The sequence below is a fragment of the Cupriavidus sp. H39 genome (assembly GCF_050271075.1).
Taxonomy (GTDB): domain Bacteria; phylum Pseudomonadota; class Gammaproteobacteria; order Burkholderiales; family Burkholderiaceae; genus Cupriavidus; species Cupriavidus necator_B.
Map to the genome: position 1 here is coordinate 1177610 of NZ_CP189846.1, position 16722 is coordinate 1194331.

General features: G+C 70.4%; 16 protein-coding genes. 7 read left to right on the top strand and 9 right to left on the bottom strand.

Annotated elements, in window-relative coordinates; translation table 11 throughout:
- The first annotated feature begins 137 nt into the window (after window positions 1-137).
- The 3 genes from ACOCMH_RS05780 (at window position 138) to ACOCMH_RS05790 (ending at window position 2996) form a co-directional block, all read left to right on the top strand.
- On the top strand, window positions 138-1061 hold the full coding sequence (locus ACOCMH_RS05780; protein WP_427308198.1) for an IclR family transcriptional regulator: 924 nt from the start codon (window positions 138-140) through the stop codon (window positions 1059-1061).
- Between the two features lie 49 nt (window positions 1062-1110).
- Entirely contained in the window at window positions 1111-1923 is an 813-nt protein-coding gene (locus ACOCMH_RS05785) for an SDR family oxidoreductase (protein ID WP_171513871.1), read from the top strand.
- A 95-nt stretch (window positions 1924-2018) separates the two neighbouring features.
- Window positions 2019-2996: a Bug family tripartite tricarboxylate transporter substrate binding protein gene (locus ACOCMH_RS05790; protein WP_427308199.1), complete on the top strand. Its 978-nt coding sequence runs from the start codon at window positions 2019-2021 to the stop codon at window positions 2994-2996.
- Between the two features lie 127 nt (window positions 2997-3123).
- On the opposite strand, the gene ACOCMH_RS05795 is transcribed toward ACOCMH_RS05790, so the two are convergent.
- The 3 genes from ACOCMH_RS05795 to ACOCMH_RS05805 all read right to left on the bottom strand — a co-directional run bounded on the left by ACOCMH_RS05795 (window position 3124) and on the right by ACOCMH_RS05805 (window position 8758).
- Window positions 3124-4515 carry an MFS transporter gene (locus ACOCMH_RS05795; protein WP_427308200.1) on the bottom strand — a complete coding sequence of 464 codons (1392 nt, stop codon included), beginning with the start codon at window positions 4513-4515 and terminating at the stop codon, window positions 3124-3126.
- A gap of 177 nt (window positions 4516-4692) precedes the next feature.
- Window positions 4693-8097, bottom strand: a complete 3405-nt coding sequence (locus tag ACOCMH_RS05800) for an ATP-binding protein (protein ID WP_427308201.1) — start codon at window positions 8095-8097, stop codon at window positions 4693-4695.
- Window positions 8098-8110: 13 nt separating this feature from the next.
- The gene (locus ACOCMH_RS05805; protein WP_427308202.1) at window positions 8111-8758 is read right to left on the bottom strand and encodes a response regulator; all 648 of its coding nucleotides are present in this window, start codon (window positions 8756-8758) and stop codon (window positions 8111-8113) included.
- Between the two features lie 405 nt (window positions 8759-9163).
- On the opposite strand from ACOCMH_RS05805, the gene ACOCMH_RS05810 reads away from it, so the two are divergent.
- Window positions 9164-9328, top strand: coding sequence for an FmdB family zinc ribbon protein (locus ACOCMH_RS05810; RefSeq protein WP_171513866.1), 165 nt, complete (start codon window positions 9164-9166; stop codon window positions 9326-9328).
- Window positions 9329-9472: 144 nt separating this feature from the next.
- The gene (locus tag ACOCMH_RS05815; protein WP_427308203.1) at window positions 9473-9727 is read left to right on the top strand and encodes a hypothetical protein; all 255 of its coding nucleotides are present in this window, start codon (window positions 9473-9475) and stop codon (window positions 9725-9727) included.
- 18 nt (window positions 9728-9745) lie between these two features.
- Here ACOCMH_RS05815 and ACOCMH_RS05820 read toward each other — a convergent pair whose 3' ends face one another.
- Window positions 9746-10189, bottom strand: coding sequence for a BLUF domain-containing protein (locus ACOCMH_RS05820; protein WP_427308204.1), 444 nt, complete (start codon window positions 10187-10189; stop codon window positions 9746-9748).
- Between the two features lie 38 nt (window positions 10190-10227).
- Window positions 10228-10974 (bottom strand): GTP cyclohydrolase I, encoded by a 747-nt coding sequence (gene folE / locus ACOCMH_RS05825; RefSeq protein WP_427308205.1) that lies wholly within the window; start codon window positions 10972-10974, stop codon window positions 10228-10230.
- A gap of 296 nt (window positions 10975-11270) precedes the next feature.
- On the opposite strand from folE, the gene ACOCMH_RS05830 reads away from it, so the two are divergent.
- On the top strand, window positions 11271-11462 hold the full coding sequence (locus ACOCMH_RS05830) for an arsenite efflux pump ArsB (protein WP_427308206.1): 192 nt from the start codon (window positions 11271-11273) through the stop codon (window positions 11460-11462).
- A 9-nt stretch (window positions 11463-11471) separates the two neighbouring features.
- Here ACOCMH_RS05830 and ACOCMH_RS05835 read toward each other — a convergent pair whose 3' ends face one another.
- The 3 genes from ACOCMH_RS05835 to ACOCMH_RS05845 are packed head-to-tail and all read right to left on the bottom strand — an operon-like array spanning window position 11472 to window position 15848.
- Window positions 11472-12725, bottom strand: coding sequence for an arsenic transporter (locus tag ACOCMH_RS05835; RefSeq protein ID WP_427308378.1), 1254 nt, complete (start codon window positions 12723-12725; stop codon window positions 11472-11474).
- Window positions 12726-12762: 37 nt separating this feature from the next.
- Entirely contained in the window at window positions 12763-14865 is a 2103-nt protein-coding gene (locus ACOCMH_RS05840; protein WP_427308207.1) for a penicillin-binding protein 1A, read from the bottom strand.
- A 32-nt stretch (window positions 14866-14897) separates the two neighbouring features.
- Window positions 14898-15848 (bottom strand): alpha/beta hydrolase, encoded by a 951-nt coding sequence (locus tag ACOCMH_RS05845; protein WP_427308208.1) that lies wholly within the window; start codon window positions 15846-15848, stop codon window positions 14898-14900.
- Between the two features lie 190 nt (window positions 15849-16038).
- On the opposite strand from ACOCMH_RS05845, the gene ACOCMH_RS05850 reads away from it, so the two are divergent.
- Window positions 16039-16281, top strand: coding sequence for a hypothetical protein (locus ACOCMH_RS05850; protein WP_171513859.1), 243 nt, complete (start codon window positions 16039-16041; stop codon window positions 16279-16281).
- Between the two features lie 37 nt (window positions 16282-16318).
- On the opposite strand, the gene ACOCMH_RS05855 is transcribed toward ACOCMH_RS05850, so the two are convergent.
- Window positions 16319-16720: a DUF779 domain-containing protein gene (locus ACOCMH_RS05855; RefSeq protein ID WP_427308209.1), complete on the bottom strand. Its 402-nt coding sequence runs from the start codon at window positions 16718-16720 to the stop codon at window positions 16319-16321.
- Between the last annotated feature and the right edge of the window lie 2 nt (window positions 16721-16722).

Consider the following 16722-nt stretch of genomic DNA (forward strand, 5'->3'; position numbering starts at 1 on the left):
CTCCTTTAGCGGCAAAACTCCGTAACCCGCGGATTCGGCGCTATAAGCGCCGCTTGTGGCTCACATGCTTTCCCTACATAGCGGCCCCGGCAGGCGCCTTTGCTGCTATCTAATAGGGTCTTCCCGTCCGCCTGCCGATGAAACGCACCACCACCATTCCCACGCCGCCGCCCGATGCCGCGCACATCCTGGTGCCGGCCGCCGCGCCGGCGGGCAATGGCTGCGCCGACGACCGCAACTTTGTCACGGCGCTGGCGCGCGGCATGGAGCTGTTGCGCGCGTTCGGGCCGCAGGACGATTACCTGGGCAACGCCGAGCTGTCGCGGCGCACGGGCATTCCGCGCCCCACGGTGTCGCGGCTGACCTATACGCTGGCCACGCTTGGCTATCTGACCTATATCGAGGCGACCGAGAAGTACCGGCTGGGGCAGGGCGCGATGGTGCTGGGGCACCGCTATGTCGGCGGCGCTGGCATCCGCGAGATTGCTCAGCCGCTGATGCAGTCGCTGGCGTTCGCGACGGATTGCACGGTTGCGCTGGCCATGCCGGACCGCCACGCCATGGTCTACCTGGAAAGCTGCCAGCCGCGCGGCGCGCTGGTGATCCGGCTGGCGCCGGGCGCACGCCTGCCGATGGCGACTTCGGCGATCGGGCGCGCGTGGCTGGCCGGCCTGGATGCCGATCACCGCGAGGCTGCGCTGGCGGAGCTGGCGCGCCACTACGGCGCGCGCTGGCCGGCGGTGCGCGCAGGCGTGGAGCGCGCGCTGCGCGACCATGCGCAGCGCGGCTTCTGCGTGGCGCATGCTGAATGGGACCGCACCGTCAGTGGCGCCGCGGCGCCGCTGCGGCTGGCGGGCAGCAGCGAGGTGCTGGCGCTGAATATCGGCGGCGCGGCGGTGCGGCTGTCGCCGGAAATCCTGGAAGCCAACCTGGGCCCGCGCGTGCGCGAGCTGGCGCAGACCCTGCAGGCACGGCTATGGCAGCCCGGCGGCGCGCGCGCGACCGCGCGCTTTGCCTCCGCGCAGCCTGAGCCCGACCCCGGTGCGGGGAACCCCGCCTGACATGCCTGGCCGCTGACGCCGGCATCCCAATTCAACGAGGAGACAACCCATGGAAGTACGCAACAAGACCGTCGTGGTGACCGGCGCGGCCACCGGCATCGGCCGCGCGCTGGCATTGGCCTTTGCGCAGGCCGGCGCACGCGGCGTGGCCGTGGCTGACCTGAATGCTGCCGGCGCCGCCGCGGTGGCCGCCGAGGTCCAGGCCGCCGCGCCCGAATGCCAGGTGTTTGCCCAGCCGGTCGACGTGGCCGACGCGGCCGCCGTGCAGGGGCTGGCCGACCTGGCCACGCAGCGCTTCGGCCAGGTCGACATCTTCTGTTCCAACGCCGGCATTATCCTGCGCAAGGGCCTGGACGCCAGTGCCGGCGACTGGCAGCGCATCTGGGAAATCAACGTGATGGCGCACATCCATGCGGCGCGCGCGGTGCTGCCGCAGATGCTGGAGCGCGGCGACGGCTATTTCGTCAACACGGTATCGGCTGCGGGTTTACTGTCGCAGATCGGCTCGGCACCCTATGCGGTGACCAAGCACGCCGCCATTGGCTTTGCCGAGTGGCTGTCGATCACCTACGGTGACCGCGGCATCAAGGTCAGCTGCATCTGTCCGCAGGGCGTGCAGACCAACATGCTGTTCGGCGAGAACGGCGAGCGCAAGGGCTTCCTGCAGGAAGGCTCGGTCACCGCCGAGCAGGTCGCGGCCGTGACGCTGGAAGGCGTGGCCGACGAGCGCTTCCTGATCTTGCCGCACCCCGAAGTGCTTGAGTACTATCGCCGCAAGGGCCAGGACTATGACCGCTGGCTGCGCGGCATGCGCCGCCTGCACGACAAGGTGATGCAGGAGTTCGGCGGCATCGCGGTCTGAAGCCGCGGGCCGTCTGGCAGGTTCCGGCGGCGGCATTGCCGCCGCCTTCACAATGCGCGCGGCCACGCAGCCGCGCGCAACCGGAGGAGCATCCCATGCGTTTCGGTACCGTTGCCGCGGCTGCAGTGCTTGCCGCATCCATGCTGTCGAGCCCGCCCGCCGCGCAGGCACAGGGCTTTCCCGCCAAGCCCATCCGCATCGTGGTGGGCTTTCCTACCGGGGGCGCGCCCGACACGCTGGCGCGCATCGTCTCGGAGAAGATCTCGCCCGCCTGGGGCCAGCCCGTGGTGGTCGACAACAAGCCGGGCGCAGGCGGCAATATCGGCGCCGAGGCGGTGGCCCACGCGCCGGCCGACGGTTATACGCTGGCGCTCGGCACCGTCGGCACGCATTCGATCAACGGCGCGCTCTACAGCAAGATGCCGTATGACATGGTCAAGGACTTCGCGCCGGTGATCCTGATCGCCTCGACGCCCAACGTGCTGGTGGTCAATCCCGGCGTGCCGGCGAAGAACGTGGCGGAGCTGATCGCACTGGCCAAGGCCAAGCCGGGCGGCCTGACCTTCGGCACGCCGGGCATCGGCACCTCGCCGCATGTGGCGGGGGAAATGTTCAATGCCATGGCGGGTGTCAAGATCACGCATGTGCCGTACAAGGGCCGCGCCATGGCCATCCCCGACCTGCTCGGCGGCCACATCACCATGATGTTCGACAACCTGCCCTCGGCCCTGCCGGTGGTGCGCGAGGGCAAGCTGCGCGCGCTGGGCATCACCAGCGCCAAGCGCTCGGCGTCGGCGCCGGATATCCCGACGCTGGCCGAGCAGGGCCTGCCGGGCTTCGAGGCGGATTCGTGGTTCGCCGTGTTCGCGCCGGCGAATACGCCGAAAGAGGTGGTCGGCAAGCTGAACGCCGAACTCAATCGCATCTTCACGCTGCCCGATGTGCAGGCGAAGCTGAAGACACTGGGACTCGATCCGGTGCTGGGCACGCCGGAAAAGCTGGCCGCGTACCAGCGGCAGGAAATCGCCAAATGGGCGAGGGTGGTGAAGGAGTCGGGGGCGAAGGCGGAGTAGTTGCAGCGCTGGCGCGACGTGTTCGCGTGCCGGCTGTTTGCTCCCTCTCCCGCTTGCGGGAGAGGGAACACGCACGCGGCATCAGATAGTCAACAGTTCCGCTGGCCCTCGCCTGCACGCCGTGTGATCAGGCATCCGGCTCCACCGCCCCCTGCACCGCCGTTTCCCCACCGGCATCGCGCAACCGGCTCAGGCTGATCATCGCCCCCAGCGCCGCCACGCCCGCCGCCACATACAACGCCATGCGCGCCGCACCGGCCGGAGACAAGCTGAACAGCAGCGCCACCAAGGCCGTGCCGGTGGTCTGCCCCAGCAGCCGCGTGGTGGCCTGCGCGCCGCTGGCGCCGCCGCTGCGTTCCGGCGGGGTGGCGCCGATCATGGCGCGGTTGTTGGGGGACTGGAAGAAGCCGAAGCCGGTGCCGCACATGGCCATGCGCCAGGCGATGTCGAAGCTGCCGGCATCAGGCCCCAGGGTGGCCAGGCCGACCAGACCGCCGCCCAGCATGGCCAGGCCGATGCCGGCCAGCATGCTGGCCGGATAGCGGTCCGACAGGCGGCCCGACACTGCCGCCATCACCGCCACCATCAACGGCCAGGGCGTGATCAGCAGGCCGGTCTCCTGCAGCGAGCGGCCGAGCTGGTATTCGAGATAGAACGGCAGCGCGATGAAGGACAGCATCTGCGTCATGAACGAGCAGAACGACGTGCCCACCGCCAGCGTAAAGGCGCGGCTGGCGAACAGGTCCACCGGCACCAGCGGCGCGGCGCGCCCGCGCTGGCGCCGCACCAGCAGCCAGCCGAGCCCCACCGCGAGCGCCACGCCCGCGATGCCGGCGAGGCGCCAGCCGGCGTGGCCGAGGCTGTCGACGCTAAGAATAAACATGCCGAATACCAGCGCCGACAGCAGCGCGCTGGGGTAGTCGAAACCGCGCGGCTGCGGCGGCGTTGCCGGCAGCGCGGTGCGGCTCAGCGCCAGCGCGGCGATGGCCACCGGCACGTTGACCGCGAACAGCCAGGGCCAGCTTGCCACGGCCAGGATCAGCGCGCCCAGCGACGGTCCCACGGCAATGGTCACGCCCACCACCAGGGCATTGAGGCCGATGCCGCGGCCCAGGCGCGTGGGCGGGTAGATAAAGCGCACCAGCGCCGTGTTGACGCTCATGATGCCGGCGCCGCCGATGCCCTGCAGCACGCGCGCCGCCACCAGCATCGGCAGGTTGACCGCCAGCGCGCACAGCAGCGATCCCACCAGGAACGTGGCAAGCCCCGCGCGGTAGACCCGCTTGTAGCCCAGGATGTCTCCCAGCGACGACAGCGGCAGCAGGCACACGGTCACCGTCAGCTGGTAAGCGTTGACGACCCAGATGGTGCTGGCCGGATCGGCCTGCAGTTCGCGCGAGATCGACGGCAGCGCGATATTGGCAATCGAGCCGTCGAGCACGGCCATGATCAGGCCGAAGAAAACGGTGAGGATCGCCCAGGTGCGCTGGGGCTGGGGAAGGCCTTGTTCTGGCTGCATGGGGGAGACATTGGAGACAATGTCGCGCCCGGAGCGGATCGGATCGGATCGGATCGAATCGTATCGTATCGTATCGTATCGGATCGGCCCTGGCCAGGCAGGCTACGGCGCGGCGTTGCCATTATGGTCGCGCGTGGGGCTGCTCGCAAATCCGCCAATTGTGGTAAGGCGCAGCTGCTAGGGTACGGCCGCGGCACCCGGCGCGTAGCGCTGCAGCCGCCGGTACAGGGCGTTGGCGGCCTCGGTCATGGCCGGGGTCCAGGCAGGTGCCGCTTCGCACAGTGCCTCCAGCGTCCGGCATTCCCTGACCATGGACTGGCGCCGCACGATCATGAAGGCGCCCGCCGCGGCGTGGGCCCAGTGCCGCAGGCCTGGCAAGTCCTGTTGCGCGACGATGCGCGCCAGCCCTGGCAGGTCTTCCCGCAGTTGCTGGCGCAACATGTCTTCGTAGCGGCGGCGCGGGCTGGCCTGCACTGCGGTGGCCGGCGCGCCATGATGCGGGGCTGGGGCGGCCCGGTTGCCGCGGCCGGGCAGTTCGCGGAGGCAGGCTTGCAGGTCCTGCAGCGACGCGGGCTTGGCCAGGTAGCCGGCGAAGCCGCGCAGGCGCCAGTCCTGCTCGGGCTCGCTGCAGGCCACGGCGCTGAAGGCCAGCACCGGCAGGCCCGGATGCTTTGCCTGCACGGCGCGCAGCAATGCGTGGCCATCCAATCCCGGCATATGCAGATCCGTCAGCAGCGCGTCTACGCGCGTGCGCTCCAGCACCGCCAGTGCCTGCCTGCCGTTGCCCGTGACGATGGGGTGGCAGCCGAGCGCCTGCAGTTGCTCGGCGATCAGGGACTGGTTCAGCGGGTTGTCCTCGGCGACAAGGATCGTCAGGGGCGACGCCGCGGGCACAGGCAGCGCAGGCCCCGCGGCGGGCGGCACAGGCATCGGCGCCTCCCGCGGCGCGCCGGTGGCGGCCGCCACCGCGTCGAGCAGCGCGCGATGGCTGAACGCCGAGGTCTCCACCATGCCAGGTCCGCGCTGGCGCGGGCGATGCGGGCCGTCGGCCGTCAGCCACACCACCGCAAGCGGCGCGGCGTGGCGCAGCGCATCCAGCGCCGTCGGCGGAAAGTCTTCGGTGGCGACTACGGCTGCAGGCGCGTCGCGCTGCACGCTGTCCTGCGCCGCTGCCAGGGACGCCACCCCCTCGGTGCGCCAGCCCGCGGTCTTGAGCCACGCTTCGATCGAGGCGCCGGTGCGTTGGTCCTGGGATAGCACCAGCACATGACCGCTGCGCGCCACGCTGGCCGCCGTGGGCGCCTGCCGGTCTGCATCGGCCGGCGGCAGCAGCGGCACCGATACCGTGAACGCGCTGCCCACTTCGGGCACGCTGTCCACCACGATGCTGCCGCCCATCAGTTCGCACAGCCGTGCGCAGATCGACAGTCCCAGGCCGGTGCCGCCATAGCGGCTGGCGGCAGCGGCATCGCCCTGGACGAACGGCTGGAACACGCGCGCCGCCAGCGCCGGCGCCATGCCGATGCCGGAATCGCTGACGCGGCAGACCAGCCGCGGCATGCCCTGGGCATCGGCCCGCAGTTCACCGCTCAGCGTGATGCGGCCGCTGGCGGTGAACTTGAAGGCGTTGTTGAGCAGGTTATTGAAGACCTGCACCAGCCGCGAGCGATCCCCCGCGACTTCCGTGTCCAGCGTTGGCGACAGCTGCAGGCAGAAACGGATCGGGCGGCCCGCCACCATGGGCGCATAGGCCAGCGCCAGGCTTTCCAGGGCCTCGACCGGACGGAACGGCGCATTGACCAGCGTCAGCTGGCCCGCATCGACCTTGGAGAAGTCCAGCACGTCGTTGACGATGCGCCGCAGTGACCCGGCCGCGGTTTCCAACGCGCGCAGCCGCGCCGCGTGCGGCGCCATGCCGCTACTGCGCGCCAGCAGTTCCAGGTTGCCCAGCAGCGCGTTCAAGGGCGTGCGGATCTCATGGCTCATCGCGGCAAAGAAGGTCGAGCGCACGCGCAGCATCGCTTCGGTGGCCTGCTGGGCGGAGCGCAGTTGCCGCTGCAGCGCCTCTTGCGCGGTGCAGTCCTGGACCGCGCAGAACAGCACGGCTTCATCGCGGTAGCGCGCCGGGGCATAGGTGATCTGCAGGAAGCGTGGTGCCTCTTCGGCAAGGCCGGCCGGCTCAGGCGCCGCGATGGTGACACTGGAGACGGATGCGGGCCCGCTGCCGACGCCGCACGGCGGCCCCTCCAGCGCCTCGGCCACCGCCGCGGGCAGGGGGTGGTGCTGCCGCGCTGGCAGCAGCGATGCTGCCAGCGGATTGCACGCCAGCACGCCGTAGTCGCGCTGGCGCACAATGCACAGGCCCACCGGCGTGGCACTGACCAGCACCTGGTTCATCAGCTCGCTTTCCAGCGCACGCCGGGCTTCGGCATGCGAGCGCCGCAGCAGCTGCCGGCTCCAGTAGCGTGCGGCGAGCACGATGGCGCCGGTCAGCAGCAGCATGGCGCCGCCGATCACTGCCAGTTCGGCCGCCAGCGCAGTCCACAGCAGCCGGTATGGCAGGTGGTAGACCAGCACGCCGAAGCCGGCCTGCATCGGCTGCGCCAGCACGACGCCCGAGCGCGTCAGGCGCAGCGCGTGGTGCGGCAGACCGCGCACCCGAGCGGCGATGTCGCGGGCGCTGGCCGCGGTGAAGCTGCCGGCATGCGGCCACACGTCGATCACGCGATCCGCATCATTGAGCAACGCCAGGCCGGCGTCGTCCGGTGGCGGCGGCAGCGCGGCCAGGAACGCCTGCACCGGCACGCAGGCGGCCACCAGCATGGTGGGGTTATCGCCGGCATGGGCGGCGCCGGCCAAGACCATGATCGGGGTGTCATCGACGGGGTCGCGCAGCGGGCCTAGCCAGACCTGCTGGTCGCGCGCCGGCACCGCGTGGCCGGTGCGCTCCAGCAGCGCGCCGGTCAGCTGCGTGCGCAAGCGCGGGATCAGCGTCGGCTCGAGCGCCAGCGGCGCGCGCGCGCCGGCGTCCGGCTGGCGGATCACGATCGCGCTGTCCTCGTCCAGCGAGACCGCGTAGGCGCCATGGTCCAGGTCGAAGGCCTGCTGCGCGGCCACCACGGCCAGCGCGATCTGCCGCAGCCGCGCATACTGCGCCGGCAACCCCGCGCCCCAGCCGTCGCGGGTGGCGCCGGCGGCCAGCAGGTGGTAGTCCTTGCCCACCGCCTCGACATGGGCGCTGGCCGCGCCGGTACGGCGCAAGGCAGCGAGGCCGCTGTCGCGCGACAGGTCGGCGGCGGCGTCCTGCGGGTAGCGGATGCTCAGCGCGGTGCGGCGCAGGAACGACGCTTCGTTATGCAACACCTGTGATACCGTGCTGACGTAGTGCGAGACCAGGCTGCGGCGATAGTGCAGGTGCTGGTCCGCGGCCAGCCCCGCCAGCAGTGTGCCGGCGCACAGCACCAGGGCGATCAGGGCCGCGATGGTGGCCGCGTACAGGTGTTGCTGGCGGCGCGCGTGGTCGGCGAGCGCATCGAAGGTGCTGGCCAGGGTATCGCGGGTGTGGTCGGGCGCTTGCTGCATGGTGCTGGCGCGGTCAGATCAACCCGTTTTCATAGGCGTAGCGGATCAGGCCGGTGTTGGTCTGCACCCCCAGCTTGCGCATGGCCACGGTCTTCTGGCTGGAGATGGTGCTGACCGAGCGGCCCAGCTTGGCGGCGATCTCGGTCAACTGCGCGCCCTGCGCATAGAGGCGGATGACCTCGAGTTCGCGCTGGGTCGGCTCCCGGGCTGGCGCGCCGGCCAGCGCCGCGCGCTGCAGCGCCGCCTGCACCGCGGGCGAACAGAAGCAGCCCCGGCCGAACGCGGCATGGGCGCAGGCGCGCACCACTTCCTCAAGCGGATCTTCCTTGCTGACAAAGCCGCGCACGCCCAGCTTCATGGCGCGGCGGACGATGGCGGCGTTGGAGCGGGCGCTGATCACCACCACCCGCGTGCCGGGATGGCGGCGCGCCAGGCGGCTGAGCAGGTTGAAGCCGTCCAGCGAGGCATCGCCGTGGCCCATGCAGAAATCGGTGATGGCGATATCGGCGGGATGCCGCGCCAGCGTGCCCAGCAACTCGGTGCCGTTGCGGCATTCGCCGCTGATCTGGACGCGCGCGCTGCGCTGCAGGCAGTCGCGCAGCGCGGCCACCACCAGCGGGTGGTCGTCGGCCAGGGCAACGCGCAGGATGGGTTCGTTCATGGGCAATCTCCGGGTAAGACGGCAACCGGGTGCGTGCCGGTGGCGCCGCGCGGTGGCGTTATCACAAGACTCGGATTCTGGCGAGATTCGGCGCCTCGCTGAATCGGAATTCCGCTAGTTCCTGGAACCCGGCGGGGCGCGCAGGTGGCCGGGTCTGGCCAATGTCATGACATGTCTGGAAGATCGGCGGCATGCCGCACCGGCTTGACCCGGGTTTGTGCAGGATCCCTGCGCTTGTCTTGCGATACACCCATTGCGGGAGATCAATGCACGGCAAAGTGCGGCTGCGACGACATCGGCGGCCGCATGCCGGCGGACCGGAATCTTGGCGCTTGGCGGACCGCCGCTGTCCTAGAATGAAGCTGACACGCGCCCCGCGGCGTGTGCACCGCGTGGGGGAATACCATGCCCGTCTATCAATACCGCTGCGAGAAGTGCGGCCATGTGTTCGAAAGATCCGAACATCTCGCAGAACACGCCTCTGCCCATCCACCGTGCCCGAATTGCGGCAGCCAGTCCGTCCAGCACGCACCGGCCCCGTTCGTGGCGGTGACCCAGCGCAAGAGCTGAGTTTCGAACAATAAGATCCCAGGAAGGTGCGGACGCGCCGCCGGCCGGATACCGGGGCGCGTCCTGCTTGATGCGTGGCGCCTGCGGTGCCACGCGCGTTCGCGCTGCGCGCAAGCGGCGATCTCAACCTTGACGGAGGATGCCATGGCAACGAGACCGTTCACTGAATTTCCCGCCGACGAGCAGCAGCAGGTCGTGGACGCATGCAGGCATGTCGGGCTGGCGGCGGAGATGTTCGACATTACCGACGAGCGCGACGGCGACGGCGCGCGGCGCGTCAGCGTACGCCGCGTCGGCACCGACAAGACCAGCGTCTATGAGGCCGGCACCGGAACGGCCTGGATGGAAGAGTTCGAGAGCGACCTGGAGTGCGGCCTGTTCGGCCCGGTCACGGTCTAGCGGCGCCGCTGGCGCGGCTCAGTGGCGTCCGCGCTCGCCGGTGCGCGACACCACCGACGCGCCGGCGATCAGCTCCTTGAGCAGCGCCAGCGAGGCCGCGCCGCCGGTGCGGAAGGGGTCCAGCTCGGCGCGCGCCGAGAACTTGAGCAGGGTGGCGGTATTGAGCCGCGCCGCATTGACCTGCCCCATGGCCCAGCCGGCAAAGTCGCGTGTGCAGGTTTCCTCGAAATGCAGCAGGGTCACGTCGTGGTGGCGCGGATCGCGCGCAATCGACTGGAACAGCTGCGACACTTCCTGCCGGTCGCCTTCCAGCGCCTGCAGGAAGATGCCGTTGCCATGGCACAGCAACCCAGTGATGCCGTGGCGCGGATTGCGTTCCAGGCTGGTAACCAGGATGGCATCGAGCAGGGCGGCATCGATGGCCTGGCGGGCACGGCTGGCATAGAGCAGGCGGACAAGCATGGTCGTGGCGCTCCGTGGTGGCGGCCGGGCTCAGGCGGCTAGCCGCGGTTATGGTTCAGCAGCGTGAGGAATTCGCGGCGCAGGCTGTCGTCCTTCAGGAAGGAGCCGCGCATCACGCTGTTGGTCATCTTGGCGTCGGTGTCGCGCACGCCGCGCCAGTGCATGCAGAAGTGCTCGGCCTCCATCACGATGGCCAGGCCGTCGGGACTCATCTTTTCCTGCAGCAGGTCGGCCACCTGCGCCACCGCCTCTTCCTGGATCTGCGGACGGCACATGATCCATTCGGCCAGGCGCGCGTACTTGGACAGCCCGATCAGGTTGGAATGCTGGTTCGGCATGACCCCGATCCACAGCTTGCCGATGATGGGGCACAGGTGGTGCGAACAGGCGCTGCGCACGCGCAGCGGGCCCACGATCATCAGTTCGTTGAGCTGGCCGATGTTGGGGAATTCGGTCACCGGCGGAGCCTTGGCATAGCGGCCGGCAAAGATTTCCTTCAGGTACATCTTGGCCACGCGGCGCGCGGTTTCCTGCGTGTTGTGGTCATTGTCGACGTCGATCACCAGCGCCCGCAGCACATCCTGCAGCCGGGCCTGGACTTCGGCCTGCAGTTGCTCCATTTCGCCGGGCTCGATGTACGGGGCGATATTGTCGTTGGCGTGGAAGCGCTCCTGCGCGGCTTCCAGCCGCGCGCGGATGCGGGCGGAGACGCTGCCGGGAGGATGGCTGGCTGCTGCGCCGGCGTTGCTGTCCTGGGCGCGATGCGCGGCTTCCTTGCGGGTCATGGATGGGCGTGGTGATGGCGTGAATGGCGGCGCAACGGGAGTGTGCCGGATTCACTATATGGCAGATGCCGGGGCCTCACAACCCGCACTGGCGCTGGAAGCGAGCTTCGCGGTGGGCCGGATACGCCACAACCGACACGCGTTCGATGAAGAGTTCGTGACATCGCTCAAGCCTGCAACGCACGGCGCCGACAAGCCCACATAATGTCTGCACAACGCCAGGCAGCCCGTTGCAGGCTGCCGGCACCCGGCCGCGGCACGCGCGGCCTGACGCCTTGTCGGGAACCCACCTCATCATGCCGATCGCCTTTCCGTGCAGCAGCCTGATGTTGCTTCATGTGGTGACAGTGCCGGTGCCGGCCACGCCGGTGGAAACCGGCGTGGCGGAACACCATGCCAGCGCCGTGCGCCAGGGGGCGGTCGGATTGCGACGGCCGCTGTCGCCGGCGCCGCGCAGCGCCGCGGCCGAGGTTCCCGCCAGCGGCTGAAGGCTGCGTCTAAAGCAGCAGCAGCGCCAGCGCGGGCAGCATTGCCGCCGGCATGACCACCGCGCCCACGCGCAGGAACTGGCCGGCGCTGACCATATGCCCCTCGCGCCGCAGCGCCGTGAGCCACAGCAGCGTGGCGAGCGAGCCGGTGACGGACAGGTTGGGGCCCAGGTCGATGCCGACCAGGACCGCGCCGCTGACCGCGTGCGAGGCCTGCCCGGCCGCCAGCGCCGAAGCGGCGATCAGGCCGGCCGGCAGGTTGTTGGCGACATTGCCCGCCAGCGCCACCACCGCGCCCACGCCCAGCAGCGCCAGCGCGCCCCCATCGCGCGAGGCGGCCGCGACGGCGTCGGCAAGGTGCCGGATCGCCGCGGTCTGCTCCAGCGCCGCCACCAGCACGAACAGGCCCGCCACCATCGGCAGCACACTCCATGAGACCTCGCGCAGCGTCGGCAGCAGCAGTTCGCGCCGGGTGGCGCAGACCAGCAGCAGCGTGGCCACGCCTGCGGCGCAGGTGGGCCAGCCCAGTGCATTGCCGCGCAGCGAGGCCACCAGCAGCACCAGCCCGGTCAGCACGATGCCCAGCGCGCTCAGCCACGCCTGCCGCGACAGCGGCGGCACCGGCACGTCATCGGCGATGGGTTCGGCCAGCGCCGCGCGCTGGGTCCACCACAGCGCCGCCAGCGTGGCCAGGATCGCGGCCAGCGACGGCAGCGCGAAGCTCGCCAGCCAGCCGGCCAGCGGCGGCATGCGCTCGCCAAAGATCACCAGGTTGGCGGGGTTGGAGATCGGCAGCACGAAGCTGGCGGCGTTGGCGATAAACGCGCAGGCGTACAGGTAGGGCAGCGGCTGGCGCACGCGCGCGGCGCGGGTGGCGGCCAGCACCGCGGGTGTCAGCACCACGGCGGTGGCGTCGTTGGACATGAACGCCGTCACCAGCGTGCCGAAGCCGTACACCAGCAGAAACAGCCGCGGCGCCGAGCCGCGCGCCTGCCGCACCGCAAGCGCGGCAACGTGGTCGAACAGGCCGGTTTTGCGCGCCAGTTCCGAGATCAGCATCATGCCGGCCAGGAACAGGTACACGTCGTAGCCGCGCAGCACCGCGGCGAACGCGTCGGGCAGCGCCATCAGGCCGGTGGCGCACAGCAGCAGGGCGCCGGCGGCAGCCCAGAAGGCTTCAGGCAGGCGGAACGGGCGGAACAGGACGCCCGCGGTGGTCAGCGCGGCGGCCGACCAGATCAGCAGCGGGCTGTGGTTGGACAACATCGGGTTCGGCAGGGAAATCGTGGAAGCGGCAAGTCTACAGCGGCGCGTCGGCCGGCGCTGCCGGCGTGGCGGCGCCTGGCGCGTCGCTGGTAACGGGGGTTGGCGCGGCTGCGTCCGGAGCCGTCGGGGCTGGGCCGCCGAGGTTGCTGGCGACCGGATCGCTCGGCGGCGGGCTGGCTGGCGCAGGCGCTGCCGGCGGCGGGAAGCCGATCGCGGCGATGCCGTGGCTGCCGTCGGCATGCTCGGCGTAGATCCAGTCGCCGCCCGCCTGCACCACGCCGGCGGGCGCGTGCGCGTCGGCCACCGGCACGCCGGCCAGGCGGCCCTCCATGTAGGCGGCCCACACCGGCAGCGCGGTGGTCGCGCCGAACTCATGCTCGCCCAGGCTGCGGTTGTCGTCATAGCCCATCCACGCCACCGTGACCACGCCGCCGGCATAGCCGGCGAACCAGCCGTCGACCGAATCGTTGGTGGTGCCGGTCTTGCCGGCCACGTCGTCGCGGCGCAGGTAGCGGCGCACGCCGGCGCCGGTGCCGGCGTCGACCACGCTGCGCAGCAGGCTGTCCATGACGAAGGCGTTGCGGGCGCTGATCACGGCAGGCGGCGCGGGACGGTCGCCCGCCTCCTGGTCGGCGGTGAAGAGCACGTTGCCCTCGCTGTCGGTGATGCGCGCGATCAGGTAGGGCTCGATGCGATGGCCGCCGTTGGCGAACACGCCATAGGCCGCGGCCAGGCGCAGCGGCGAGGTGGTGCCGCTGCCCAGTGCCAGCGGCAGGTAGCGCGGCAAGCGCCGGGGCGAGAAGCCGAAGCGGCTGGCGAATTCCACCGCATAGGGGATGCCGATCGCCTGCAGCGTGCGGATCGCGGGCAGGTTGCGCGATTCGGCCAGCGCCTGGCGCACGGTGATGGGGCCGACGAAGCGGCCGTCGTCGTTGGCTGGCTGCCAGCGCGAACCGTTGGGCAGCGGTGCGTCGTTGACCAGCGTGCCGGGCGACACGCCGCGCTCCAGCGCCGCGGCATAGATGAAGGGCTTGAAGGTCGAGCCGGGCTGGCGCTGTGCCTGGGTGGCGTGGTTGAAGCGGCTGGCAGCGAAATCGGCGCCGCCGACCATGGCCTCGATCGCGCCGGTGCTGGTGTCGAGCGAGACCAGCGCGGCCTGCGGGCCCTGCGACAGGTCCTTGACGAACTTGCGGTGGCGGCGCGCGTAGCCCTCCAGCCCACCGTGCACGGCATCGTAGGCCAGGGTCTGGCGCACCGACGACACCGTGGTATAGACCTTCAGGCCGCGCGTGTAGGCCTCGTCGCCAAAGCGCTCGCGCGCCAGCTGGCGCGCCAGTTCGGCCACATGCTCGGCATGGCCGGCAAAGCTGCCGGGGCTGTCGTCGGTGATGGCCAGGCGCGCGGCGCGGGCCTCGCGGTAATCGTCCTGGCTGATCATGCCGAGCGCCAGCATGCGTCCCAGCACATACTCCTGGCGCCGCTTGGCGCGCGCGAAATTGACCACCGGGTTCATTGCCGAGGGAGCCTTCGGCAGGCCCGCCAGCATCGCGGTCTCGGCCAGCGACAGCGATGCCAGCGGCTTGCCGAAGTAGGCATGCGCGGCGCTGCCGAAGCCATAGGCATGCTCGCCCAGGTAGACCTGGTTCATGTACAGCTCGAGGATGCGGTCCTTGGATAGCGAGTGGTCGATGCGCCAGGCCAGCAGCATCTCATACCATTTGCGCGCCAGCGTCTTCTCGCGTGACAGGTAGAAGGCGCGCGCCACCTGCATGGTGATGGTGGAAGCGCCCTGGGCGTAGCCCTGGCCGAGATTGGCCAGCGCGGCGCGGAACACGCCGGGGATGTCGACGCCCTCGTGCTCGTAGAACTGGTCGTCCTCGGCTGCGAGCAGCGCCTGCACCATGCGCCGCGGCATCTGCTCGAAGGGGATGAACTCGCGGTGCTCGCTGCCGAACTCGCCGATCTGGACGTTGTCGCTGGTGTAGATACGCAGCGGGACATCCGGCCGGTAGTCGCGCAGCGCATCGACGGGGGGAAGCTGGCGCAGGCTGACCACGGCGGCAAAGCCGGCCAGCAAGGCACCGGCGGCAGCCAGCGCCAGCACGGCGCCGCCTGCCTTGACTGCGAATTTTTTCATGGGCCGCATTTTACCCGCTGCGACCGGCCGGATCAGCGGCTGGCAGCCAGCGGCAGCGGATTGCCCAGCTCGTCATGGTCGACCGGCTGCGGTGCCGCGGCGGCTGGCGCTGCCGGCCGCGCCGCGGGCTGCGCGGGTGCCGGCTCGGGCTGGGCCGCGGCCACGCGCAAGCGCGCCTGGCTGTGCTGGCGGGCGAATTCGCAAAGCGCCAGCCAGGTTTCCTCGCGTTCGATGATGGTGAAGTGATCGGTATCCGGCACGGTCTGCAGCGCCACCGGGCCGGGCCAGGCTGCCATGAGCCGTTCCGAGCAGGCGTGGGGCACCACTTCGTCGCTGGCGGCCAGCAGCACCTTGGTGCTTTGCACGACCTTTTTGCAATGCGAGATCGAGTCGAAGTGGTGGCGCATCAACTGGCGCAGCGGCACCAGCGGAAAGCGCTTGCGCACCAGTTCGAGCAGCGAGTCGTAAGGCGTGATCAACTGCAGGCTCTCGAAATCCTGCAGGTCGGCCAGCTGGATCGCCACGCCGGTGCCGAGGCTGCGGCCCACCACGTGCACGCGGGTTTCGGGAAACACGCGCCGCACGTGGAGCAGGAACTGGCTGGCGTCGGCGACCGCGGCGCCCTCGGACGGTCGTCCGTCGGAATGTCCCAAGCCGCGGTAATCGTAGGTGGCGAAGGCCATGCCGGCGGGCAGCCAGCGCGCGTATTGCAGCGTTTCCAGCACATCTTCGCCGCGGCCTGGCAGGTAGAACAACAGGTCGCGCACGGTATCGCCGGGGGCGTGGTAGATGTAGCCGCGCACCACGCCACCGGGGATGCGGTGCGAATAGCCGATGATGCCGTCGGGCAGGTCGCGCGGCGGACGCCGGCGCGCGTCGAACAGCAGCCGGTCCTGGTTCAGGGTCAGGTAGGTCCAGTAGCAGGCGAAGCCGCTGGCGGTCATCAGCGCGGCTGCCAGCGCGCGGCGGGTGTTCAATGGCATGGCGTTCATCAGTGGCCGCGGCCAGGCGTGGCGCGTGTGCGCAGGCCTTGCCGCCCAGCCGAGCAGCCTACCTTATTTTTGCCGGCGGCGTGGCCGCGGCGCAAGCCGGCCGGCGCAGTTCTTGTACGATATGCCTCATTCAGGCGCGCGCACCCCACCGAGACGACGCGCCTTCAGGGAGCCAACCGGCATGAACGAACAGAAGCATGAGCAGTACCGCGCCGAAGAGGCGCAGGCGATGGAGCGCGTGGTCGCCGCCACGCGGCAGGTGCAGGTCGCCTTCACGGCGCTGCAGGCCCACTATCCGCCGCAGGGCAGCGGCAAGCCGTCGAAGCTGGCGCTGCAGACCTTCGACGCGGCGCTGCAGGCGCTGGAGGACGCCCAGGGCGCGTTCGACGAGATCCTCAACGACCTGCTCGACGAGAAGCGCTGAACCGCGGCGCTGAACCGCGGCGCTGAACCGCCCGGCATTACGGTTCCGGCTGTTCCGCCAGCCACGCGGCCTCTGTGTCGCTGAACAGCTCCGAGCGCGTCAGGAACCGCCGGCCGGTGCGTCCCTCCAGCGAAAACATGCCGCCCGCGCCCGGCACCACGTCGATCACCAGCCGCGTGTGGCGCCAGTATTCGAACTGCGCGCGCGTCATGTAGAACGCGGCGCCGCCGATCTCGCCCAGGCAGACATCGCCCGGGCCCAGCAGCAGCTCGCCGGCGGGATAGCACATCGGCGCGCTGCCGTCGCAGCAGCCGCCGGACTGATGGAACATCAGCGGGCCGTGCCGCGCGGCCAGCTCGGCGATCAGCGCGAGCGCGGCCGGCGTTGCCACCACGCGCGCGACCGCCGCCGAAGCCGGCGCGGAGTTCGGGCCCGCCATGG